16 protein-coding genes are annotated in these 22,891 nt (G+C 72.7%); 10 read left to right on the top strand and 6 right to left on the bottom strand.

Features of this window, described 5'->3' with window-relative positions:
• Positions 1–17: 17 nt before the first annotated feature.
• The 3 genes from OO54_RS18340 to OO54_RS18330 all read right to left on the bottom strand — a co-directional run bounded on the left by OO54_RS18340 (position 18) and on the right by OO54_RS18330 (position 3,979).
• The gene (locus tag OO54_RS18340) at positions 18–1,433 is read right to left on the bottom strand and encodes an MFS transporter (RefSeq protein ID WP_051787028.1); all 1,416 of its coding nucleotides are present in this window, start codon (positions 1,431–1,433) and stop codon (positions 18–20) included.
• A gap of 11 nt (positions 1,434–1,444) precedes the next feature.
• Positions 1,445–2,875: a 4-hydroxyphenylacetate 3-hydroxylase family protein gene (locus tag OO54_RS18335; protein WP_033204451.1), complete on the bottom strand. Its 1,431-nt coding sequence runs from the start codon at positions 2,873–2,875 to the stop codon at positions 1,445–1,447.
• A gap of 138 nt (positions 2,876–3,013) precedes the next feature.
• Positions 3,014–3,979, bottom strand: coding sequence for an AraC family transcriptional regulator (locus tag OO54_RS18330; protein ID WP_033204449.1), 966 nt, complete (start codon positions 3,977–3,979; stop codon positions 3,014–3,016).
• A 118-nt stretch (positions 3,980–4,097) separates the two neighbouring features.
• Between OO54_RS18330 and OO54_RS18325 the strand changes: the two genes are divergently transcribed.
• The 5 genes from OO54_RS18325 (at position 4,098) to glgB (ending at position 13,092) form a co-directional block, all read left to right on the top strand.
• Positions 4,098–5,039 (top strand): SDR family oxidoreductase, encoded by a 942-nt coding sequence (locus tag OO54_RS18325; protein WP_078905250.1) that lies wholly within the window; start codon positions 4,098–4,100, stop codon positions 5,037–5,039.
• Positions 5,040–5,371: 332 nt separating this feature from the next.
• Positions 5,372–7,357, top strand: coding sequence for an alpha-1,4-glucan--maltose-1-phosphate maltosyltransferase (locus OO54_RS18320; protein WP_063781451.1), 1,986 nt, complete (start codon positions 5,372–5,374; stop codon positions 7,355–7,357).
• Positions 7,354–9,048, top strand: coding sequence for a maltose alpha-D-glucosyltransferase (gene treS, locus OO54_RS18315; protein WP_033204442.1), 1,695 nt, complete (start codon positions 7,354–7,356; stop codon positions 9,046–9,048). The genes OO54_RS18320 and treS overlap by 4 nt, the downstream gene beginning before the upstream one ends.
• A 233-nt stretch (positions 9,049–9,281) precedes the next feature.
• Positions 9,282–10,625 carry a maltokinase N-terminal cap-like domain-containing protein gene (locus OO54_RS18310; RefSeq protein ID WP_033204441.1) on the top strand — a complete coding sequence of 448 codons (1,344 nt, stop codon included), beginning with the start codon at positions 9,282–9,284 and terminating at the stop codon, positions 10,623–10,625.
• Between the two features lie 166 nt (positions 10,626–10,791).
• Complete coding sequence (gene glgB, locus OO54_RS18305) at positions 10,792–13,092, top strand: 1,4-alpha-glucan branching enzyme (RefSeq protein WP_200146610.1); 2,301 nt, start codon at positions 10,792–10,794, stop codon at positions 13,090–13,092.
• On the opposite strand, the gene OO54_RS18300 is transcribed toward glgB, so the two are convergent.
• Both OO54_RS18300 and OO54_RS18295 read right to left on the bottom strand, forming a co-directional pair.
• Positions 13,079–15,352 (bottom strand): HelD family protein, encoded by a 2,274-nt coding sequence (locus OO54_RS18300; protein ID WP_033204439.1) that lies wholly within the window; start codon positions 15,350–15,352, stop codon positions 13,079–13,081. The genes glgB and OO54_RS18300 overlap by 14 nt on opposite strands.
• A gap of 220 nt (positions 15,353–15,572) precedes the next feature.
• Positions 15,573–16,091, bottom strand: a complete 519-nt coding sequence (locus OO54_RS18295) for an Lrp/AsnC family transcriptional regulator (protein ID WP_200146609.1) — start codon at positions 16,089–16,091, stop codon at positions 15,573–15,575.
• Between the two features lie 67 nt (positions 16,092–16,158).
• Here OO54_RS18295 and OO54_RS18290 point away from each other — a divergent pair, with 67 nt between their 5' ends.
• Both OO54_RS18290 and OO54_RS18285 read left to right on the top strand, forming a co-directional pair.
• A complete protein-coding gene (locus OO54_RS18290; protein ID WP_033204437.1) occupies positions 16,159–17,079 on the top strand; it encodes an NAD-dependent epimerase/dehydratase family protein in 921 nt (306 codons plus the stop codon).
• Entirely contained in the window at positions 17,079–17,960 is an 882-nt protein-coding gene (locus tag OO54_RS18285; protein WP_033204435.1) for an aldo/keto reductase, read from the top strand. The genes OO54_RS18290 and OO54_RS18285 overlap by 1 nt, the downstream gene beginning before the upstream one ends.
• A 209-nt stretch (positions 17,961–18,169) precedes the next feature.
• Here OO54_RS18285 and OO54_RS18280 read toward each other — a convergent pair whose 3' ends face one another.
• The gene (locus OO54_RS18280; RefSeq protein ID WP_399522759.1) at positions 18,170–19,552 is read right to left on the bottom strand and encodes a cation:dicarboxylate symporter family transporter; all 1,383 of its coding nucleotides are present in this window, start codon (positions 19,550–19,552) and stop codon (positions 18,170–18,172) included.
• Between the two features lie 167 nt (positions 19,553–19,719).
• On the opposite strand from OO54_RS18280, the gene OO54_RS18275 reads away from it, so the two are divergent.
• The 3 genes from OO54_RS18275 (at position 19,720) to OO54_RS18265 (ending at position 22,797) form a co-directional block, all read left to right on the top strand.
• Positions 19,720–21,351 (top strand): sensor histidine kinase, encoded by a 1,632-nt coding sequence (locus OO54_RS18275; protein ID WP_033204433.1) that lies wholly within the window; start codon positions 19,720–19,722, stop codon positions 21,349–21,351.
• Positions 21,348–22,043, top strand: a complete 696-nt coding sequence (locus tag OO54_RS18270; protein WP_033204431.1) for a response regulator — start codon at positions 21,348–21,350, stop codon at positions 22,041–22,043. Before OO54_RS18275 ends, OO54_RS18270 begins: the two co-directional genes overlap by 4 nt.
• Before the next feature lie 145 nt (positions 22,044–22,188).
• Entirely contained in the window at positions 22,189–22,797 is a 609-nt protein-coding gene (locus tag OO54_RS18265; RefSeq protein WP_234439304.1) for a helix-turn-helix transcriptional regulator, read from the top strand.
• Positions 22,798–22,891 lie beyond the last annotated feature (94 nt).

Below are 22,891 nucleotides of genomic sequence, written 5' to 3'. Positions count from 1 at the left end.
CTCCTCTCTTCGCCGGCTCACTGGCCGGTGGTGGTGGACGACGGGTGGCGCTTCGGGGAGCGCTCCGGAAGGTGGAGCCGTACGGAGAGCAGGGCGGCCAGGGCGGCGAGGGCGGCGCCGGTGAGGAGGGCGGCGCGGAAGCCGGCGGTCTCGGCGGCGGCGCGGGCGGTGTCCCGGGCCTCGGTGCGGGTGGTGGCGACGGCGACCAGGACGGCGAGGCCGAGGACGGAACCGAACTGCTGGGCCGTGTTGACGAGTCCGGAGGCGAGGCCGGTCTCCTCGGGTGCGGCGTCGGCCGTGGCCGCCACGTTGGTGGTGACCATGACGAGCGGGAGCGCGGCGCCGAGAAGCAGGCTGGGCGCGAGGACCGTGGTCGCGAAGGTGCCGTCGGCGGTGAGCGCGAGGCCGAGCCAGAGGGTGCCGGCGCAGAGGAGGGCGAAGCCCAGGGTCATGGTCCGGTGGAGGCCGATCCGGAAGATGATCCGGCCGGTCTGCGGGGCGACGGCGACGACGACGAGCGAGAGCGGGAGGAGGCCGAGGCCGCCGCCGAGGGGCGCGTACCCGAGGACGCTCTGCAGGTAGAGGCTGACCAGGAAGAACATCGGGAAGAGGGTCGTCTGGGCGAGCGCGGCGAGGATGTTGGCGAGCCGGAGCGCGGGGCGGGCCAGGACCGGCGGCGGGACGAGCGGCGCGGTGGCCCGGCGCTCGACGGCGGCGAAGGCGAGGAGCAGCGCCAGGCCCGCTCCCCCGGCGCCGAGGGTGCGGCCGGAGAGGTGCCCGGCGTCGGCGCCGCCGACGAGCGCGAAGGCGACGAGGCCGAGTCCGGCGGTCGCGGTGAGCGCTCCGGCGAGGTCGAAGCCGCCGCGGAACGCCCGTCCGGTGCGCGGGTCGAGGACGCCGAGGGCGAGGACGGCGAGCACGGCGGCGAGGAGCACGTTCAGCCAGAACGTGGCGCGCCAGCCGAGGAGGCCGGTGAGGACGCCGCCGAGGACGGTGCCGAGGACGCCGCCGAGGCCGCCCATGGCGGCGAAGGCGCCGAGCGCCTTGTGGCGGGCGGGCCCGTCGGGGAAGAGCAGGAGCAGCAGGGCGAAGGCGGCGGCCGCGGCGAGGGCGGCGCCGGCGCCCTGGACGGCGCGGGCGGCGACGAGGGTTCCGGCGTCGGGGGCGAGACCGCCGAGGGCGGAGGCGGTGGCGAGCAGGGCGAGGCCGCCGAGGAGGACGCGCCGGTGGCCGAGGAGGTCGGCGGCGCGTCCGCCGAGGAGGAGGAGTCCGCCGAAGGCGATCAGGTAGGCGTTGGCGACCCAGGAGAGGCCGGTGGAGCCGGATCCGAGGTCCGCGCCGACGGAGGGCAGGGCGACGTTGACGATCGCGGTGTCCGCGATGAGGAGGAGCTGGGTGGAGGCGAGCAGCGCGAGCGCTCCCCGTCGTGGCACCGGTGGTGGCGTCACCGGGTCGTCCCCAGGCCGTAGCCGTCGAGGCAGGCCTGTGCGAGGCTCTCGCACTCCCCCGCCGAGCCGGCCCAGGTCTGCATGGTCAGGTAGACGTGCGGGGCGCCGTGGTAGAAGCGCTCGTACTGCTCGTGGCGTCCGGCGAACTCCGAACCGAGCGCGTCCCAGGCGAGTTTGAGGAGTTTGACGCGGTCCTCGGCGGGTTGGCCGGGGGCCGCGTAGTAGCGGTTCACCAGCGGGCCGAGGTCGGGGTGGAGGAGGTCGCGGCCGCTCGCGGGCAGCTGGACGAGGGAGCCGCCGGCGAGCAGCTTGATGTCCTGGATCGCCCGCGGGTAGAGCTCGCCGGCCATGATCCGCTGGGCGAAGGAGATCTCCTGGCCGGGGCGGACGCCGCCGCGGCCGCCGTCGACCTCCTCGTACGAGGCTTCCGCGGCGAGGACGAACGCCTTGGCCTGGGCGACCATGCCGAGGAGCCGTCCGAGGGCCTGGGTGACGGGCGGCAGCTTCTCGGTGCCGTGGGAGCGGGTGACGAGGATCGCCAGGCCGGTGAGGAACGCGAGCTTGGTCCAGAAGCGGGTGGCGGACTGGTGGACGAGGTTCAGGTAGGCGGGGGTCCGCCACCAGATGGCGCCTGTGGTGGCCGGGTCCCTGTAGGTGAGGACCCGTTCCCAGGGCACGAGGACGTCGTCGCAGACCAGCATCGCGTCGTTCTCGTCGTACCGGGAGGAGAGCGGGTGGTCGAAGACGGACCGGGACCGCTGCTCGTAGGAGGTGCGGGAGATCAGGGCGAGGCCGGGGGTGTCGGGCCGTACGGAGAAGGTCACGGCGTGCTCGGTGTCGTCGTCGGCGAGCGGCTCGATGGTGCCGACGAGGAGTTCGTCGGCGAAGACCGCGCCGGTGCCGATGGTCTTGGCGCCGCGGACGACGATCCCGCCGTCGCGTTCCCCGACGACCCGCAGGGTGAGGTCGTCGCCGCCGAGGCCCGGGGACGGGTTGGTGAGGGTGAACGCGGTGTGCAGGTCGCCCTCGGCGAGCCGGCGGTGGAAGGCGAGCGCGTTCCCGGCGCCGTCGAACGTGTCGCCGGTGAAGACGCCGGGGGCGGCGGCGAACCCGGCCGCGCCGGCGGCCATGTAGTCGGGGGTGCGGCCGAGGAAGCCGTAGCTGGCCTCGGCCGTCGTGCGGAAGGCGCGGCGGCGGGCGACCAGGTCCTCGTAGGAGCGCGGTACGGCGCAGGCGCGGCGCACCCCGCCCTGGACGAGGACGGGGTGGTGGACGGGGTCGTCCGCGAGGTCGAAGAGCCGGGCGAAGGAGGCCGCGGAGGCCCGGAAGGCGGGGTGCGCGGTGACGTCGTCGACCCGCTCCCCGTCGAGCCAGATCGCGCGCCCGTCGCGCAGCCCCTCCAGATACTCCTGCCCCGACCTCGTCACCGGTGCCTCGCCTCTCCTCGGGTGTCAGCGCTCTGCCGGACCCGAGCCTGGGCCTGCGCGGACCGCCGGGACAATGAGCTTCCGTCCAGGGGTCCTTAAGATCCGTCCAGGGGCTCCCGAAGATGTCAGGTCGGGGTGTCAGGCGGCGCTGACCTCCCCCGCGCGGTACTCGCCGGGGGTCACCCCGAACCACTTGCGGAAGGCGAGGTGGAACCCGACGGCGCTCTGGTAGCCGACGCGGGACGGGACGGCCGACTGGGGCAGCGAGGTCTCGGAGAGGAGGCGGCCGGCCTCCTGCATGCGGCGGGCGGCGAGGTACCGGGCGGGCGACTCGCCGACCAGGTCGCGGAAGGCGGCGGTGAACGCGGAGCGGGACATGCCGACTTCGCGGGCGACGGAGTCGATGGTCCAGGGTTCGGCGAAGCGGGTCGCCATGATGACCACCGCGCGGCTGATCCCGGGGTGGCGCAGCAGCGGCAGCGAGGCCGGGTTGTCGGCGAGGTCGCGGAGCAGCGGGCGCAGGGCGAGGACGAGGGCCATCTCGAAGGCGCGCAGGGTGATGAGCCGGTCGCCGGGTCCGACGGGCCGGTCGGGTGCGGCGAGCAGCCGGAGGGTGTCGCGGAGCAGCGGTTCGCGGTCGACCTGGGGGCCGTCGAGGACGAGGGCCCAGGGCAGCGAGGTGTAGAGGCCGGTGGCGGCGCTGGCGTCGTAGTGGAGTCCGGCGCACAGGAGCCGGCTCTCGGGTCCGGTGCCGTCGATGACGATCTCGCCGGAGGTGCCGGGCTGCCGTTCGGGCAGGACGGCCTTGAGGGGGACGCCCTGGCGCTCGGGCCGGTCGGCGAGGCGGTGCGCGGTGCCGGTGGGGAAGACGACGAGGTCGCCGGCGTGCAGTTCGACGGGGGGTTCGTCCTCGGTGGTGATCCAGCAGTCGCCCTCGACGACGTAGTGGAGGACGGCGCAGCTGCGCTCGGCGTCGCCCTCGATGGCCCAGGGGGCCCGGACGTGCCAGCGGCTGTCGAAGACCCCGGTGAGGCGGAGGGGTTTCAGCAGTTCGCTGAGGAGGTCCTCGCGCTGCTCGTGCCGGTCGGTTCCCACGGTTTCCATGGACGATCCTTCAACTTCCGCCCCGGTTTGTTAATTGAACGGCCGAAGCCGTCGCGGCGAGCCTGGAAGGGCGCCGACACGACAGCGGTGACAGCCTATCGAAGGGCCTCAGACACACATGTCCAGTGAGATTCCGATGCGGGTGGCGGTGGTGGGCGCGACCGGCTTCCAGGGCGCCGCGGTGGCCCGTCTCCTCGCCGAGCGGCTGCACCGGGTGCGGGCCATGACCCGGCGCCCCGAGGCGGACCGGCCGCCGCTGCCCGGTGCCGTGTTCGTCGCCGGCGACCTGGGGCGGCCGGCCGAGGTGCGGCGGTTCTTCGAGGGGACGACGCACGCGTTCGTGACGATGCCGCTGGTGTACGAGAGCGAGCGGGTGGAGACGTACGCGTGGAACGTCGCGGAGGCGGCCCTGAAGGCGGGCACGGTCCGGCTGGTGTTCAACGCCAACACGCGCATTCCGCTCGGTCCGACGGACATCGCCGCCTTCGAGACGCGGCGGCTCGCCGAGCGGGTGCTGCGGGACAGCGGGGTGCCGCTGGTGGTGATCCGCCCGCCGGTGTACCTGGACAACCTGTTCTCGCCGTGGAACGGCCCGGCGCTCGTCGACGAGGGCGTTCTCTCCTATCCGCTGCCGGAGTCGGCGCGGACGGCGTGGCTGTCCCACCGGGGCCTGGCGGAGGCGGCGTTCGCCGCGCTGACCCGGGAGGGCCTGGAGGGCCGGACGTTCGACATCGGCGGTGCGCGGTCGCTGACGGGCGGCGAGCTGGCGGCGGCCTTCGGCCGGGGGCTCGGCCGGGCGGTGCGGTACGAGGAGCTGGATCCGGTCGCCTTCGAGCACGGTCTCGCCCGGGTCCTGGGCGGGGCGGCGGCAGCCGGAGTGGCCGGGATCTACCACTACATGGCGAGCGGCGCGGATCCACTCCTGATGGCCGACGACGACGGCGTCTCCACCGAGGTGTTGGCCCTCGACCCGCCGCCGGTGGAGGAGTGGGTGGCCCGCCAGCCGTGGCAGGTCTGGGCGACGGACGCGGACGAGCCGGACGCGTCGCCGCACCACTGACCCGCGGCCGGAAACAGAGCCCCGCCCCACAGAAGGCGGGGCTCTTTTCTGTCCGGACCGCGTGCTTGCCGGTACGGCTACGCCCGAGTAGTTAACAAAGCGCCGGATTGCCCGCCCGACGACCGTGGAAGGCTCCTCCGGTACGCCTCCCGAAACCATCCCTCGTGACCCCGTACTTCCCGTGGACCCCCGTACTCCCTGTGGACCCGCCATTCGAGTGAACGCGGACAGGAGCGGCCATGCCCGCAACCCGCCGGCCGTCGACGGAGCTAGAAAGAGCGCACCACCAACCGCACCCCCGTAACCCGTCAGGTGATGCTGTGAATCCGCTCATGGGACGCATTCCCGTACTGGACGTACGCCCGCTGGTCGACTGTGGCCGGCGCCCCGCGAAAGCGGTGGCCGGAGAGACCTTCGAGGTGACGGCGACCGTGTTCCGCGAGGGCCACGACGCGGTCGCCGCCAATGTCGTGCTGCGCGGCCCGTCCGGTCGCCCCGGTCCCTGGACCCCGATGCGCGAACTGGCCCCCGGCAGCGACCGGTGGGGTGCCGAGGTCACCCCGGGCGCCGAGGGCCTGTGGACGTACACCGTCGAGGCCTGGAGCGACCCGCTGGCGACCTGGCGCCACACGGCGAGGATCAAGATCCCGGCCGGGATCGACTCCGAACTGGTCCTCGCCGAGGGGGCCGAGCTGCACGAGCGCGCCGCGAAGGGCGTCCCGAAGAAGGGCGGCGGCCGTGAGGCGGTGCTGGCGGCGGCGGACGCGCTGCGCGACCCGTCCCGGCCGGCCGCCGTCCGGCTCGCGGCCTCGCTCGCCCCGCGGGTGGTCGAGACCCTCGACCGGTACCCGCTGCGCGAACTGCTGTCCTCCTCGCCCGCGTTGCCCCTCCAGGTGGAGCGGGAGCGGGCCCTGTTCGGTTCCTGGTACGAGTTCTTCCCGCGCTCGGAGGGCGTACGGAAGGTCAGGGGCCGTACGGTCCCCGGGAACTTCCGCACCGCGGCCGAACGCCTGCCGGCGGTGGCGGCGATGGGCTTCGACGTGGTGTACCTGCCGCCGGTGCACCCGATCGGCGAGACCCACCGCAAGGGCCCGAACAACTCGCTTTCGGCGTCGCCCGAGGACGTGGGCGTGCCGTGGGCGATCGGTTCGCCGGAGGGCGGGCACGACGCGCTCCACCCGGACCTGGGCACGTTCGAGGACTTCGACGCGTTCGTGGCGCGGGCCCGGGAGCTGCGGCTGGAGATCGCGCTGGACTTCGCGCTCCAGTGCTCCCCCGACCACCCGTGGGTGGAGAAGCACCCCGAGTGGTTCCACCACCGGCCGGACGGCTCGATCGCGTACGCGGAGAACCCGCCGAAGAAGTACCAGGACATCTATCCCATCGCGTTCGACCGGGACATGGACGGGATCGTCGAGGAGACCGTGCGGATCCTGCGGTTCTGGATGGGCCACGGCATCCGGATCTTCCGCGTCGACAACCCGCACACCAAGCCGGTGGTGTTCTGGGAGCGGGTGATCGGCGAGGTGAACCGGGCCGACCCGGACGTGATCTTCCTGGCGGAGGCGTTCACGCGGCCGGCGATGATGCGGACGCTCGGCGCGATCGGCTTCCAGCAGTCGTACACGTACTTCACCTGGCGGAACACCAAGGAGGAGCTGACGGAGTACCTCACCGAGCTGTCCGGCGAGACGGCCGCGCAGATGCGCCCGAACTTCTTCGTGAACACCCCCGACATCCTGCACGCCTACCTCCAGGAGGGCGGCCGGCCCGCGTTCGAGGCACGGGCGGTGCTCGCGGCGACGCTGTCGCCTTCGTGGGGCATGTACGCCGGGTACGAACTGTGCGAGAACACCGCGCTGCGGGACGGCAGCGAGGAGTACCTCGACTCGGAGAAGTACGAACTGAGGCCCCGGGACTGGGAGTCGGCGGAGCGCGCGGGGGCCACGATCACCCCGCTGATCACGACCCTGAACCGGATCAGGCGCCGTCACCCGGCGCTCCGCAGGCTGCGGAACCTGACGTTCCATGACACCGACAACCCTCAGGTGATCGCCTACTCGAAGCGCTCGGGTTCGAACACCGTCCTGGTGGTCGTCAACCTCGACCCGCACCACACCCAGGAGGCTTCACTCTCGTTGAACATGCCGGAACTCGGCCTCGACTGGCACGAGACCGTGCCGGTGCGCGACGAGCTCACCGGCGAGACCTATCACTGGGGCAGGGCCAGTTACGTGCGCCTGGAACCGGGTGTCACACCCGCGCACGTCCTGGTCCTGCGACCGTCCCCGCAGACCGGAGGGTCACCCACATCATGACCGTCAACGAGCCCGTCCCCGACACCTTCGAGGACACCCCCGCCAAGGACCGCGACCCCGACTGGTTCAAGCGGGCCGTCTTCTACGAGGTCCTCGTCCGCTCCTTCCAGGACAGCAACGGGGACGGAGTCGGCGACCTGAAGGGCATCACGTCCAAGCTGGACTACCTCCAGTGGCTGGGCGTGGACTGCCTCTGGCTGCCGCCGTTCTTCAAGTCCCCGCTGCGGGACGGCGGCTACGACGTCGCCGACTACACCTCGGTGCTGCCGGAGTTCGGCGACCTCGCCGACTTCGTCGAGTTCGTCGACGCGGCCCACCAGCGCGGTATGCGCGTGGTCATCGACTTCGTCATGAACCACACCAGCGACCAGCACCTGTGGTTCCAGGAGTCGCGGCGCGACCCGGAAGGGCCGTACGGCGACTACTACGTCTGGGCCGACGACGACAAGCAGTACGCGGACGCCCGGATCATCTTCGTCGACACCGAGACCTCGAACTGGACCTTCGACCCGGTCCGCAAGCAGTACTACTGGCACCGGTTCTTCTCGCACCAGCCGGACCTGAACTACGAGAACCCGGCGGTGCAGGACGAGATCCTCTCCGCCCTGAAGTTCTGGCTCGACCTGGGGATCGACGGGTTCCGGCTCGACGCGGTGCCGTACCTGTACCAGCAGGAGGGCACCAACTGCGAGAACCTGCCCGCCACCCACGCCTTCCTCAAGCGGGTCCGCAAGGAGATCGACGACCACTACCCCGACACGGTGCTGCTCGCCGAGGCGAACCAGTGGCCGGAGGACGTCGTCGACTACTTCGGCGACTTCCGCTCCGGCGGCGACGAGTGCCACATGGCCTTCCACTTCCCGGTCATGCCGCGCATCTTCATGGCCGTTCGGCGCGAGTCCCGCTACCCGGTCTCCGAGATCCTGGCGAAGACCCCGGAGATCCCCTCCGGCTGTCAGTGGGGCATCTTCCTGCGCAACCACGACGAGCTCACCCTCGAGATGGTCACCGACGAAGAGCGCGACTACATGTACGCCGAGTACGCCAAGGACCCGCGCATGCGGGCCAACATCGGCATCCGGCGCCGTCTCGCCCCGCTCCTCGACAACGACCGCAAGCAGATGGAGCTGTTCACCGCGCTGCTCTTCTCGCTGCCGGGCTCCCCGGTGCTGTACTACGGCGACGAGATCGGCATGGGCGACAACATCTGGCTGGGCGACCGGGACGGCGTACGGACCCCGATGCAGTGGACGCCCGACCGGAACGCGGGCTTCTCCTCCTGCGACCCGGGACGGCTCTACCTGCCGGCCATCATGGACCCGGTCCACGGCTACCAGGTGACCAACGTCGAGGCCGGCATGGCTTCGCCCTCGTCCCTGCTGCACTGGACGAAACGGATGATCGAGATCCGAAAGCAGAACCGTGCCTTCGGCACGGGGACGTACACGGAACTCCCGGCGTCCAACCCGGCGGTGCTCGCCTTCCTCAGGGAGGACGACGACGACCTGGTGCTGTGCGTGAACAACTTCTCGCGGCACGCGCAGCCCACCGAGCTGGACCTGCGGCGCTTCGACGGCATCCGGCCGGTGGAGCTGATCGGCGGGGTGAAGTTCCCGGCGATCGGGCAGTTGCCCTACCTCCTGACCCTTGCGGGACACGGCTTCTACTGGTTCCGTCTCAAGAAGGCCTGAGCGGGAGCCAGTTCTCGCTCACCCGGGGTGGGACGGTTTCCCCCGTCCCACTCTGGGCACTGTGAACGACACACGATTCAGGTCCATCCGGGCCCACTTGGCGGACCCATACGGATCTTCCCTTTCCGACACGTCCCGCACATCCGGACAGTCACAGCCGCAATCCGGGACACTCTGCGCATTTGAAAGCACACGAAAGCCCATTGCGCACCCCGGGGAAAGGACGCGATGCCATGCCGGAGACCGCATCCACCACCCGGGCCCCGGACGCCCTCCTCCCGGCCCTCGCCCCCCTGCTCCACGAATGGCTGCCACGGCAGCGCTGGTTCGCGGGCAAGGGCCGCCGGGTCACCGGATTCACGCTGGACGCGGCCACCGAGCTGCTGCCTCTGGACGGCGCGGGACCCGGCCTCCTCCATCTCCTCGTACGGGTCGAACAACCGGGCCGCCCGGCCGGGACGCCCGCCGACTGCTACCAACTCCTCCTGGGCGTACGCACCCAGCTGCCGCCCCGCCTCGCCCCCGCCCTGATCGGGCGGATCCGGCAGGGGCCGCTCGCCGGACGGGCCGTGTACGAAGGGCTGCGCGACCCGCGGCTCGCCGGACTCCTCTACGAGCGGCTGCGCACCCCGGGCCGGACCGGCCCCCTGCGCTTCCACGCCACCACGGCCCTGCCCGCCGCCCTGGCCCCCCGCATGCTCGACGCCGAACAGTCCAACTCGTCTCTGGTCTACGGAGATTCGTTCATCCTGAAGATCTTCCGGCGGGTCAGCCCCGGTGCCAACCCCGACCTGGAACTCCCGCTCGCCCTCAGCCAGGCCGGCTGCGAACGGGTCCCCGCGCCGGTCGCCTGGTTCGAGTCCGGGGCCTCCACCCTCGGCGTCCTCCAGCCCTATCTGCGCAACTCGCGGGACGGCTGGCGGCTCGCCCTCGACGCGCTCGCCGACGGCCGCGAGTTCACCGCCGAGGCCCGCGCCCTCGGCCGCGCCACCGCCGAGGTCCACCTCGCCCTCGCCGCGGCCCTGCCCACCCGGCGGCTGCGGAAGGCCGAGGCCGAGGAGGCCGCCGACGCGATGGACCGCCGCCTCCACGCGGCGGCCCAGGCCGTGCCCGCGCTCCTGCCGTACGTGCCCGGCCTGCGGGCGGTCTTCGCGGCGGCCGGCGCCGGCGCGGGGGCGCTCCAGCGCATCCACGGCGACCTGCACCTCGGGCAGACCCTCCGCGGATCCGACGGCGCCTGGGCCGTCATCGACTTCGAGGGCGAACCCGCGAAGCCCCTCGACGAACGGCGCAGCCCCCAGCCCACCGTCCGCGACGTCGCGGGCATGCTCCGCTCCTTCGACTACGCGGCCCGCACCCACCGCCCCTGGAACGCCGACTGGGCCGCCCGCTGCCGGGCCGCCTACTGCACGGGGTACGCCGAGGCGGCCGGGGAGGACCCGCGCGCGGACCCCGCGCTCCTCCGTGCCTACGAGACCGACAAGGCGGTCTACGAGGTCGTCTACGAGGCCCGTCACCGTCCCGACTGGCTCCCCGTCCCCATGTCCGCCATCCACCGCCTGGCCACCCCCCTGTGATCGGGCGCCCCACGCCGTCCGCGACACGTTCGGAGCAGAGGGAGGCCGCGGGGGACGGCGCTCGCCTGCGGGAACGGGGTGGGGCCCGTTCGGCCGAGTGTCCAGCGGGACCCAGAGACGTTGCGCATCCGTACCCCCGTTCCCCTCGCCCTCCAGGAGGCCCCCGGTGACCGCCCGATCCGCAGGCAAGACGTCCCGTACCAACAAGACGCCCAAGCCGGACCGGACCGCGGTACGGAAGGCGCCACCGGTGGACCGGACGGCGCCGCGGAAGGCGCCACCGCTGGATCCGGGCGAGCGGGCCCGGCTGCTGGCGGGCGAGCACCACGACCCGCACGGCGTGCTCGGCGCGCATCCGGTGCGGGGCGGCGTCGCCGTCCGGGTGCTGCGCCCGTGGGCGAAGGAGGTCGCCGTCGTCACGAAGGACCGGCGCGTGGTGCTGCACGACGACGGGGACGGGCTCTTCTCTGTGGTGATCCCGCTGCTGCGCAAGGTCCCGGCGTACGAGCTGCGCGTCCGCTACGAGGACGGCGGCGACGAGCTGGCCGTACGCGACCCGTACCGCTTCCTGCCGTCGCTCGGCGAGCTCGACCTGCACCTCATCGGGGAGGGCCGGCACGAGGAGCTGTGGACGGCGCTGGGCTCCCGGACGATGACCCACGAGGGCGTCGCCGGGACCCGGTTCGCCGTGTGGGCGCCGAACGCGCGCGGCGTGCGGGTCACGGGCGACTTCACGTGCTGGGACGGCACGGGGCTGCCGATGCGGTCGCTGGGTTCGACGGGCGTGTGGGAGCTGTTCGTGCCGGGGATCGGCGAGGGCGCCGTCTACAAGTACGACATCGCCCGCCCGGACGGCTCGCACACCGTCCGGGCGGATCCGATGGCCCGCCGCACCGAGTGCCCGCCGAACACCGCGTCCATCGTCACGGAGTCGCACTACGTGTGGGACGACGCGGAGTGGATGGAGCGGCGCGGGGCCCGCCCGCACCACGAGGCGCCGCTGTCGGTGTACGAGATGCACCTGCCGTCCTGGCGTCCGGGCCTGACGTACCGGCAGCTGGCCGAGCAGCTCCCCGGCTACGTGCGGGACCTGGGCTTCACGCACGTGGAGTTCATGGCCGTCGCCGAGCACCCGTTCAGCGGCTCCTGGGGCTACCAGGTGACCGGGTTCTACGCGCCGACGGCCCGGATGGGCACCCCGGACGACTTCAGGCACCTGGTGGACGCGCTGCACCGGGCGGGGATCGGGGTCCTGATGGACTGGGTCCCGGCGCACTTCCCGAAGGACGACTGGGCGCTGGCCGAGTTCGACGGGCGCCCGCTGTACGAGCACGAGGACCCGCGCCGCTCGCACCACCCCGACTGGGGGACCCTGGAGTTCGACTACGGCCGCAAGGAGGTGCGGAACTTCCTGGTGGCGAACGCGGTGTACTGGTGCCAGGAGTTCCACATCGACGGGCTCCGGGTGGACGCGGTGGCGTCGATGCTCTACCTCGACTACTCGCGGGAGCACGGCGAGTGGCTGCCGAACGAGTTCGGCGGCCGGGAGAACCTGGACGCGGTGGCGTTCCTCCAGGAGATGAACGCCACGGTGTACCGGCGCTGCCCGGGCATCGTGACCTTCGCCGAGGAGTCGACGGCCTGGGACGGGGTCACGCGGGCGACCGACCAGGTGGGTCCGGGCGGCTTCGGCGGCCTGGGCTTCGGCATGAAGTGGAACATGGGCTGGATGCACGACTCGCTCGGCTACGTCGAGAAGGAGCCGGTGCACCGCAAGTACCACCACCACGAGATGACGTTCTCGATGGTGTACGCGTACAGCGAGAACTACATCCTGCCGATCTCGCACGACGAGGTCGTGCACGGCAAGCGGTCCCTGGTGTCGAAGATGCCGGGCGACTGGTGGCAGCAGCGGGCCAACCACCGGGCCTACCTGGGGTTCATGTGGGCCCATCCCGGCAAGCAGCTCCTCTACATGGGCCAGGAGTTCGCCCAGGGCGCGGAGTGGTCGGCGGAGCACGGCCCGGACTGGTGGCTGCTCGACCCGGCGTACGGGGCGGAGGCGGACCACCGGGGCGTGCGGGACCTGGTGCGGGACCTGAACACGGTGTACGCGGCGATCCCGTCGCTCTGGGAGCGGGACACCGCCCCGGAGGGCTTCCAGTGGGTGGTCGGGGACGCGGCCGACGACAACGTCTTCGCGTTCCTGCGCTTCGACGCGTTCGGCTCGCCGCTGCTCGCGGTGTCCAACTTCTCGCCCGTCGTCCGGCACGACTACCGGCTCGGGGTGCCGGACACGTTCGCCGCCTGGGCGGAGGTCCTGAACACGGACGCGGCGCGGTACGGCGGCGGGGACGTCGTCGGCACCGACCCGGTGAAGACCGAGTCGGTGCCGTGGCACGGCCGCTCGACGAGCCTGCGGATGACGCTGCCGCCGCTGGCGACGGTCTGGCTCAGGCCGGCGTGACGGCCCGCGCGGAGGCCGGTGGGACAGCCGCCGGGCGGATGATCCCCAGGCGCTGAGTGGCCCGGGTCAGCGCCACGTACAGGTCGTTGACCCCGTGCGTGGCGCCGGCCCGGATGCCGTCCGGGTCGACGACGAGGACGGTGTCGAACTCCAGGCCCTTGGCCTGCCGGGGGTCGAGCAGGACGACCGGGCTGGTGAGGTCGGGCTTCGGGCCGTACGAGGCGTCCGGGAGGGCGGCGACGAGACCGGGGTGGAGCGCGGGCGGGGCGATGACGGCGAGCCGGCCCTCCGCGCGGGCCTCGGCGGCGACGGCGTCGGCGGCCTCCTTGACCGGGTCCTCGACGGCGCGGTCCCAGGGTTCCACGCCGGTGGAGCGGACGGAGCTCGGCGGTTCGAAGGCGGGGTCGTCGGACCGCCGCACCTCGGCGGCGACGGCCATGATCTCGGCGGGCGTGCGGTAGTTGACGCCGAGGCGCACGTGGTCCCAGCGGTCCTCCACGTACGGCGCGAGGATGCTCTCCCAGGCGCCGACGCCCGCCGGGTCGCCGGTCTGCGCGGGGTCGCCGACCAGGGTCATGGAGCGGGTGGGGCTGCGACGCATGAGAAGCCGCCAGGTCATCGCGGAGAGCTCCTGGGCCTCGTCGACGATGATGTGACCGAAGGCCCAGGTGCGGTCCGCGGCGGCCCGTTCGGCGGCGGTGCGGTGGTCGGCCTCCTCGTGGCGCTCGGCGAAGCGCTCGGCGTCGATGATGTCGTGGGCGGAGAGGACCTCGGAGGCGTCCTTGTCGAGTTCCTCCTTGTCCTCGAACTCGTAGGTGCGGGAGGCGAAGGAGACGTCGAGGACGCCCTGCGCGTACTGGATCTGCTTCTGCCGTTCGGCCTCCTCGGCGGCGCGGGCGGCCGAGTCGTCCTCGCCGAGGAGTTCGGCGGCCTCGTCGAGCAGGGGCACGTCGCCGGGGGTCCAGGGTCCGCCGTCGCGCCGGATCGCCGCGGCGTCCGCGTCGGGGAGGTGGGTGGGTTCGGCGAGGTAGTCGGCGAGGAAGTCCTGCGGGGTGAGGGCGGGCCAGAGCGTGCCGATCGCCTCGTACACCTCGGAGTTGGCGGCGATGCCCTTGGCGAGCAGCGCGATGTCGTCGGGGCCGAGGAAGTTGGGGCCGCCGTAGGGGTCGGCGCCGATCCGGTCGGCGAGCTGCTCGGCGAGCGCGTCGAGGATCCGGAAGACGAAGTACGGGCGGGCGAGGTTGTGCGGGAGGGCGGTCTCGCGGGCCTTGTGGCGGGCCTCCAGCGCCATGTCCCAGTCGATGACCAGGTCGCCGTCGTCGTGCGGGACGACGAGCGGCTCGCCGCGGTCGGGGACCTGCTGGCGGTCGCGTACCGCCGCGGCGAGGGCGTCGGCCATGGCCGCGGATCCCTTGACGGCGGCGGCCTCCGGGGTGTCGGTGCCGGTGGCGCGGACGCCGGGGAACAGTTCGGCGGGGGTGGCGAGGAGGACGCCGGTCTCGCCGAGGGAGGGCAGGACGTTGCCGATGTAGCCGAGGAACGCCGGGTTGGGGCCGACGATCAGGACGGCCCGCCGGGCGAGCTGCTCACGGTGGGCGTAGAGGAGGTACGCGGCCCGGTGCAGGGCGACGGCGGTCTTGCCGGTGCCGGGGCCGCCCTCGACGACGAGGACCCCGCGGTGCGGCGAGCGGATGATGGCGTCCTGCTCGGCCTGGATGGTCTGCACGATGTCGTGCATCCGGCCGGTGCGGGCCGCGTCGAGCGCGGCGAGCAGCACCTCGTCGGCGTCGCGGCTCTCGTGACCGGTGCGGGTGGCGTCGGCGAGGTCGAGGACCTCGTCGTGGAGCGCGGTCACGGTGCGGCCGGCGGTGGTGATGTGCCGGCGGCGGGTGAGGCCCATCGGCTCGTACCCGGTGGCGAGGTAGAAGGGCCGGGCGACCTCGGCGCGCCAGTCGACGACGAGCGGGGTGCGGTTCGCGTCGTCCTCGCGGATGCCGAGCCGGCCGATGTGGTGGTCGCGTCCGTCCTTGAACACGAGCCGGCCGAAGCAGAGCCCGCTCTCCCCCGCGTTCAGCGCGGCGAGGAGGCCGGACTGCTCGGCGACCATCACGTCCCGTTCGAGCCGGCCCTGGTTGCTGCCGACCCCCGGGGTGCTCAGGGCCTGCGCGACGGAGGCCTCGGCCTGGTCCCTGAGGTCGTCGAGCCGTCCGTACAGATCGGTGATGAATTGCTGCTCTTTCCGAAATTCCTCGGTTGACAATTCGACTCCCGGCGCGATACAGTGCGTTTATTGAACTTCTCCGCGTCTTCTGTGTGTCCGGACACGGAATCCATGAATATACGCGAAGCAATACCCCGACTGTCAATTCTAGTCGGGGTATTTCTGTATGCGCGCTCAGCGGGTCACACGGGCGGGACGTCCTCCGGTTCCGCCAGGGGGCGGCGCCGTCAAGGCGAGGGGGAGGCCGGGACGGGCGGCGTCATGCGGGCGGCAGCAGGGGCTTCCGCTCGACCGGGGACGACAGGACGATCGAGGTCGTGGTCCGGCCGAGCGCCGAGGTCTGCTCCAGGACCTCTTCGAGGTGGATCGTGTCGGTGACGGCGACCTTGAGGATCCAGCAGTCCTCGCCGACCACGTGGTGGACCTCCAGGACCTCGGGGCGCGCGGTGAGCTCCAGGGTGCGGGGGTGCTTGAGGGTGTAGCCGCCGTGCGGGTTCACCCTGATGAAGGCCTGGATGCCGTAGCCGAGCCGCGCCGGTGAGACATGGGCCCCGTATCCCGTGACCGCCCCTCCCGCCTCCAGGCGCCGCACCCGCTCGGTGACCGCCGCCGGACTGAGCCGTACCCGGCGCCCGAGCTCGCTGAGCCTGATGCGGCCGTCGCTCTGGAGGAGGTCCAGGATCTGCCGGTCGATGGCGTCGAAGGCGGCCACCGACGTTTCGTCGGCGCCGGCGCGCGAAGGCCGTGGTTCCTTCGGCGGGACGGCCCGCATTCCCATGTCTCCCCCTTCATCCGGCGAGCGCACAACGTAACACTTGTCCCCGAAGGCAAAGGAGTTGGGATTCGTGAACATTCTGGTCATCGGCGGCAACCGCTATTTCGGAAAGCGGCTCATCGCGCTGCTGCGGGAATCCGGGCACGGCGTCACGGTGCTCAACCGGGGCTCCTCCCCCGCCCCCGAGGGAATCGAGCAGCTCGTCGCCGACCGCGACGACGAAGCCTCCCTGGAATCGGTTCTCGCCGGCCGTTCCTTCGACGTCGTCGTCGACCAGGTCTGCTACACCCCCCGCCAGGCCGAGATCGCCCTGCGGGTGTTCCGGACCCGCACCCGCCGCTACGTGATGACGTCGACGGTGGAGGTGTACGAGTACGAGGACTCGGCCGCACCGGTCGCCGAGTCCGCCCTCGACCTCTCGGCGGTCACCGTCGACACCGCCCTGCCCTGGGGGGACCCGGAGTTCCTCGGCGCCCACTACGGCGAGGGCAAGCGTCAGGCCGAGGCGGTCTTCGCGGCCGGCGCCCCCTTCGCCTGGGCGTCGGTACGGGTCGCCCACGTCCTCGGCGGGCCCGACGACTTCACCGGCCGGCTCGACCACTACGCCCGGCGCGTCCGCGCGGCCGAACCCATCGCCGTACCGGCCGTCAACCACCCCGCCACGTACGTGTACGTCGACGAGATCGCCGCCTTCCTCGCCTGGGCCGTCGCCTCGGAATTCACCGGGCCCGTGAACGCGCATTCCCACGGCCCCCTCACCACCGCCGACATCTGCGCCGAGATCGAGAAGCACGTCGGCGGCCGCGTCGTCTTCCGGCGGGTCGACGTCGGCGAGGTCTCGCCCTTCTCCTTCGCCCGCTCGTACGGCATGGACAATTCCCGTGCCGTCTCGCTCGGTTACTCCTTCGGTCATTCCGCGGAATGGCTGGCGAAGGCCGTCGCCGAGACGGTCGGGGCCGCGGTCGCGGAGACCGCCGGGGAGGCGAGCTGATGCGGTACCGCATGCTCGGGGACGTACGCGTCGGCGCGGTCGGCTTCGGCACCATGCCACTCTCCATCGAGGGCCGGCCCGACGAGGCGCGGGCCGTCGCCACCGTGCACGCCGCCCTCGACGCGGGAGTCACCCTCCTCGACACCGCGGACTCCTACCACCCGCCGAACGGCACGCCCGGCGAGGGCGAACTCCTCGTGGCGCGCGCCCTCGCCTCCTACGGCGGCGGTACGGACGGCGTGCTCGTCGCGACGAAGGGCGGCCGGGGGCGCACACCGGACGGCGGCTGGACCGTCGACGGCCGCCCCGAGCACCTGCGCCGGGCGGCGGAGGCCTCGGCGCGGCGGCTCGGCGGCGGCGCGATCGGCCTCTACCAGCTGCACAAGCCGGACCCCGCCGTCCCGTTCGCCGAATCCCTCGGAGCGGTAAGGGAGTTGCTGGACCGGGGCACGATCCGCCTCGCGGGCGTCTCGAACGTGGACACCGGGCAGATCCGGCTGGCCCGCGAGGTCCTCGGCGACCGGCTGGTCTCCGTACAGAACCGGTACTCGCCGGCGGTGCGGGAGAGCGAGGCCGAACTGGGGCTCTGCGCGGAACTCGGTCTCGCGTTCCTGCCGTGGAGCCCGCTGGGCGGAATCTCCCGGAGCTCCCTGGACGGGGCGTCCGCCCTGGAGGAGGGCCCGGAGTTCGGCGTCTTCCACCGGATCGCGCGGGAACGCGGGGTCAGCCCCCAGCGGATCGCGCTGGCCTGGCTGCTGGCCCGCTCGGAGACCGTCCTGCCGATCCCGGGGGCGAGCCGGCCGGAGACCGTACGGGACTCGGCTGGAGCGGCGGAGCTCCTGCTCTCACGGGAGGAACTGGCGGCCCTGGACGGCCGGTGACGTGGAGGAGGGCGGTCCCGGACAGCCGGTGACGTGGAGGAGGGCGGTCCCGGACGGCCGGTGACGACGAGGAGGGCGGGCTTGGACGTCCGGTCACGACGAGGAGGGCGGGCTTGGACGTCCGGTCACGACGAGGAGGGCGGTCCCGACGCGGGGCCGCCCTCCTCCCGGGGCCCGGATCCGGCTCAAGGCCCGGGACCCGGGGTTCGTCAGACGCCCGCGCGGGCCTTCTCCTCGCCCTCCTCGGACCGCTGGTCCGGGACGGCCGCGGGGGCGTGGTCGTCGACGAGGGTCTGCTCGTCGAAGGGGACGCGGCCGGCGAGGACCTCGGCGGCCCGCGCCTTGTCGATCTCCTTGGTCCAGGTGCCGACCAGCACGGTGGCGACGGCGTTGCCGGCGAAGTTGGTGAGGGCGCGGGCCTCGCTCATGAAGCGGTCGATGCCGACGATGAGGCCGACGCCGTCGACGAGTTCGGGCCGGTGCGACTGGAGGCCGCCCGCGAGGGTGGCGAGCCCGGCGCCGGTGACGCCGGCGGCGCCCTTGGAGGCGATGATCATGAAGACGAGGAGGGAGATCTGCTCGCCGAGCGAGAGGGGGTCGCCCATGGCCTCGGCCGTGAAGAGGGAGGCCATCGTGAGGTAGATCGCGGTGCCGTCGAGGTTGAAGGAGTAGCCGGTCGGCACGGTGATGCCGACGACGGGCTTGCTGACGCCGAGGTGCTCCATCTTCGCGATGAGCCGGGGCAGCGCCGACTCGGAGGAGGAGGTGGAGAGGATCAGCAGGAACTCGCGGCCCAGGTACTTCAGCAGGGACCAGATGTTGATCCCGGCGACCAGCCGGAGGAGCGCACCGAGGACGACGAAGACGAAGAGTCCGCAGGTCAGGTAGAAGCCGATCATGATGACGGCGAGCGACTTGAGGGCGGCGGCGCCGGTCGCGCCGACGACGGCGGCGATCGCGCCGAAGGCGCCGACGGGGGCGGCCCACATGATCATGCCGAGGATGCGGAAGACGAGCCGCTGGATGTGGCCGATCCCGCGCAGGACGGGCTCGCCGGCGCTGCCCATGGCCTGGAGCGCGAAGCCGGCGAGGAGGGCGACGAGGAGGGTCTGGAGGACCTCGCCGCCGGTGAAGGCGGAGACGAGGGTGGTGGGGATGATGCCGAGCAGGAAGTCCGTCGTGGACTCGCTCGCGCCCTCGGCCTGCTTGGCGCCGGCCTCGGCGATCTCCTGGGTGAGGTGGAGCCCGGAGCCGGGCTCCAGGAGATTGCCGACGAGCAGGCCGATCGCGAGTGCGACGGTCGACATCACGAGGAAGTAGCCGAGGGCGAGGCCGCCGACGGCGCCGACCTTGGCGGCCTTCCTGACCGATCCGACGCCGAGCACGATCGTGCAGAAGATGATCGGCGAGATCATCATCTTGATCAGGCTGACGAAGCCGGTGCCCAGGGGCTTGAGCTCGACGGCGACGCCCGGCGCCAGGAAGCCGACCGCGATGCCGAGCAGTACGGCGCCGATGACGGCCAGATACAGATAGTGCGTACGGTCCCGCCGTGCGGCCACGGGGTCCTCCTCGTGCTGATGGATGTCCACGTCCCGGTGGACTCCGCGACTATCCACCAGCCTGTGACCGGGGTCACGGTTGCGTACGTTTCGTTCACGGCCGAAGCGTGCGGAGGGACCGGAAGGGCACGGGCGGGAAGGGAACGATTCGGGAACGCAATGACCCGGCGCAAACTCCGCCGTGCACACTTACCCGCATGCGCCTCCCCCTCCCCCGCCCCCGCAGCCTGGCGGGCCAGCTGTTCGCGATGCAGGTCGTGCTCGTGGCCGTCGTCGTGGCGGGGTGCGCGTTCTTCGCGTACGTCACGGACCTCGCGCAGGCCGAGGAGACCGCGCGCCGCCAGTCCACGGCGACCGCCGCGGCCGTCGCCGACTCCCCCGCCGTGGCGGCCGCCGCCCGGTCCGCCGACCCGACGGCCGTCCTCCAGCCGTACGCCGAGTCGCTGCGCCGGCACGCGGACGTCGCCTTCGTGGTGATCATGGCGCCGGACGGCACCCGGTGGACGCACCCGGAGCCGGAGCAGATCGGCCGGACGTACCTCGGCCACATCGAGGAGGCGCGGCAGGGCCGCTTCTACTCCGAGACCCACCTCGGCGTGCTCGGGCCCTCCGTGCGGACGGTCGCGCCGGTGTACGCCGACGGCAGGGTCGTCGCCCTGGTCAGCGCGGGCATCACCATCGAGCGGATCAGCGAGCAGGTGCGGGAGCAGGTGGCCGCCCTGCTCGGCATGGCGGGCGCGGCGCTCGCGCTCGGCGGTGCGGGGACGTACGTCGTCAACGCGCGCCTGCGCCGCCACACGCACGGCATGAACGCGACGGAGCTGAGCCGGATGCACGACTACCACGAGGCCGCGCTGCACGCGGTCCACGAGGGGCTCGTCATGCTCGACGGCGGGCGCAGGATCGCCCTGATCAACGACGGGGCGCGGGAGCTGCTCGGTCTGGACGAGGGGGTCGTCGGCCGGCCGGCCGCCGAACTCGGCCTGCCCGCGTCGCTGACGGGGGCGCTCCTCTCCTCGGAGCCGCGCGTCGACGAGACGCACCTGACGGCCGACCGGGTCCTCGTCGTCAACACCCGCCCGGTGGTGGGCGGGGAGCGGCGCGGCACCGTCGTCACCCTCCGGGACCGGACGGAACTCCAGGCCCTTTCCGGCGAGTTGGACTCCGAGCGGGGGTTCACCGAGGCGCTCCGCTCGCAGGCCCACGAGGCGGCGAACCGGCTGCACACGGTCGTCTCGCTCATCGAACTCGGCCGGGTGGCCGAAGCGGTGGAGTTCGCGACCGCCGAGCTGGAACTCGCCCAGGCCCTCACCGACCGGGTCGTGGACGCGGTCGGCGAGCCGGTGCTCGCCGCCCTGCTGCTCGGCAAGGCGGCGCAGGCCAACGAGCGGGGCGTCGAGCTGGTCCTCACCGAGGACAGCCGCATCGACGACGGCCTGGTGCCGGCGGCGCTGCCCTCGCGGGACCTGGTGACGATCCTCGGCAACCTCATCGACAACGCGGTCGAGGCGGCGGGCGGCACCCCTCACGCGCGCGTGACGGTCACCGTCGCCGCCCGCGCCGGCGACGGCGAGCTCCTCCTCCGCGTCGGCGACAGCGGACCCGGTGTCCGCCCCGCCGACCGGGACGCCGTCCTCGGCCGCGGCTGGACCACCCGGGGCCCCGGCCGCGGCCTCGGCCTCGGCCTCGTCGGCCAGGCCGTCTCGCGCGCCGCCGGCACCCTGACCCTCACCGACGCGGCGGCGGGCGGCGCCGAGTTCACCGTACGACTGCCGCTGCCGGACGCCTCCGCGCCCGCGGGCGCCGCCCGCGTGGAGGTGACCGCGTGAGCACCGCTCCCCTCCGGGTCCTCGTCGTCGAGGACGATCCCGTCGCGGCGGACGCCCACGCGCTGTACGCGGGCCGCGTCGAGGGCTTCACCGTCGTCGGCGTGGCGCATTCGCGGGCCGCCGCGGTGCGGATCCTGGACCGGACGCCGGTCGACCTGATCCTCCTGGACCTGTACCTGCCCGACGGACACGGTCTCCAGCTGCTGCGGGCGCTGCGGGCGGCCGGGCACGCGGCCGACGTGATCGCGGTGACCTCGGCCCGCGACCTGGCGATCGTCCGGGAGGGGGTGTCCCTGGGCGTCGTGCAGTACGTACTGAAGCCGTTCGCCTTCGCGACCCTGCGGGACCGGCTCGCCCGGTACGCCGAGTTCCGGGCGGCGGCCGGGGAGGCGTCCGGGCAGGACGAGGTGGACCGGGCGCTCGCCGCGCTGCGGGCCCCGCAGCCCGCGACGCTCCCCAAGGGCCTCAGCGCGCCCACCCTGGAGTCCGTCACCCGCGCCCTGCGGGACACGCCGGCCGGACTCACCGCCGCCGAGGCGGGGGCGGCGGTCGGGATCTCCCGGATCACCGCGCGCCGCTATCTGGAGCACCTGGTGACCGAGGGCCGGGCCGTGCGGGCGCCGCAGTACGGCCAGATAGGACGGCCCGAGCTCCAGTACCGCTGGCTCGACGGGCGCAAGCGCGGTTACTGATCGGTTCCCACGTTCCTACGACCTCGCACGTTGGGCGAACGCACCGTAGCCAGTCGTCACCGTCCGCACCTACCGTGGCCGGGTGCACCAACCCTCCCCACCCTTCGACGCCCAGGCCGCCCGCCGGCTCCGCGAGGGCCTCGGCATGGCCCCCGGCCACGTCGCCTACGGCCTGCGCGCGCAGTACGGCCTCCTCGTCGACCCCGAGACCGTCGCCGCCTGGGAACGCGGCCGAGCCCGCCCCGACGAACAGGAGCTCACCGCCCTCGCGGGCGTCCTGTGGTGCTCCCCCGCCGAACTGATCGCCACCGCCTCCACCCTCCGCGAGCACCGGATGGCGCGCGGGCTCTCCGCCGAGGAGCTGGCCCGTCTCGTGGGCGTGGCCGCCCACGCGTACCAGCGGATGGAGGACGAGGGCCGGTGGCGCGGCACCGAGCGCCAGACGGCCGCCCTCGCCGAGGTCCTCGGCCTCGGCCCGCGCGCCCTGATCACCGCGACCGGCGGCGACGAGCGTCTCGCCGAGCTCCTGCGGGACGCCGCCACCACCCGCTGGCAGGCCTATGTGAAACCGGCCGTGAAGATGCTGCCGCTGCCGAAGCGGAGGCTGGAGTCCGCTCTCCAGCGGCTCCACACGGACTACCACGCCCGCATGGCGGCCACCAGCAGCTGGGGCGCCTCGGGCGCGACCGGCGACGAGGGCCGGGCCTACCTCGACGACATCACGGGCCACTTCTGGGCCGCGGTGGGTTCCTAGTCTTCTGAGTCAGGAATTCTGTTCAGATGTATAGGCTTGCCCTATGGCACGTACGGGGCGGCCGAAGGCCGAGTTGATCCTGTCGGATAAGGAA

Origin of the sequence: Streptomyces wedmorensis (assembly GCF_000716445.1) — a bacterium.
Lineage (GTDB): Bacteria > Actinomycetota > Actinomycetes > Streptomycetales > Streptomycetaceae > Streptomyces > Streptomyces wedmorensis.
This window is presented reverse-complemented; position numbering and strand designations above follow the sequence as displayed.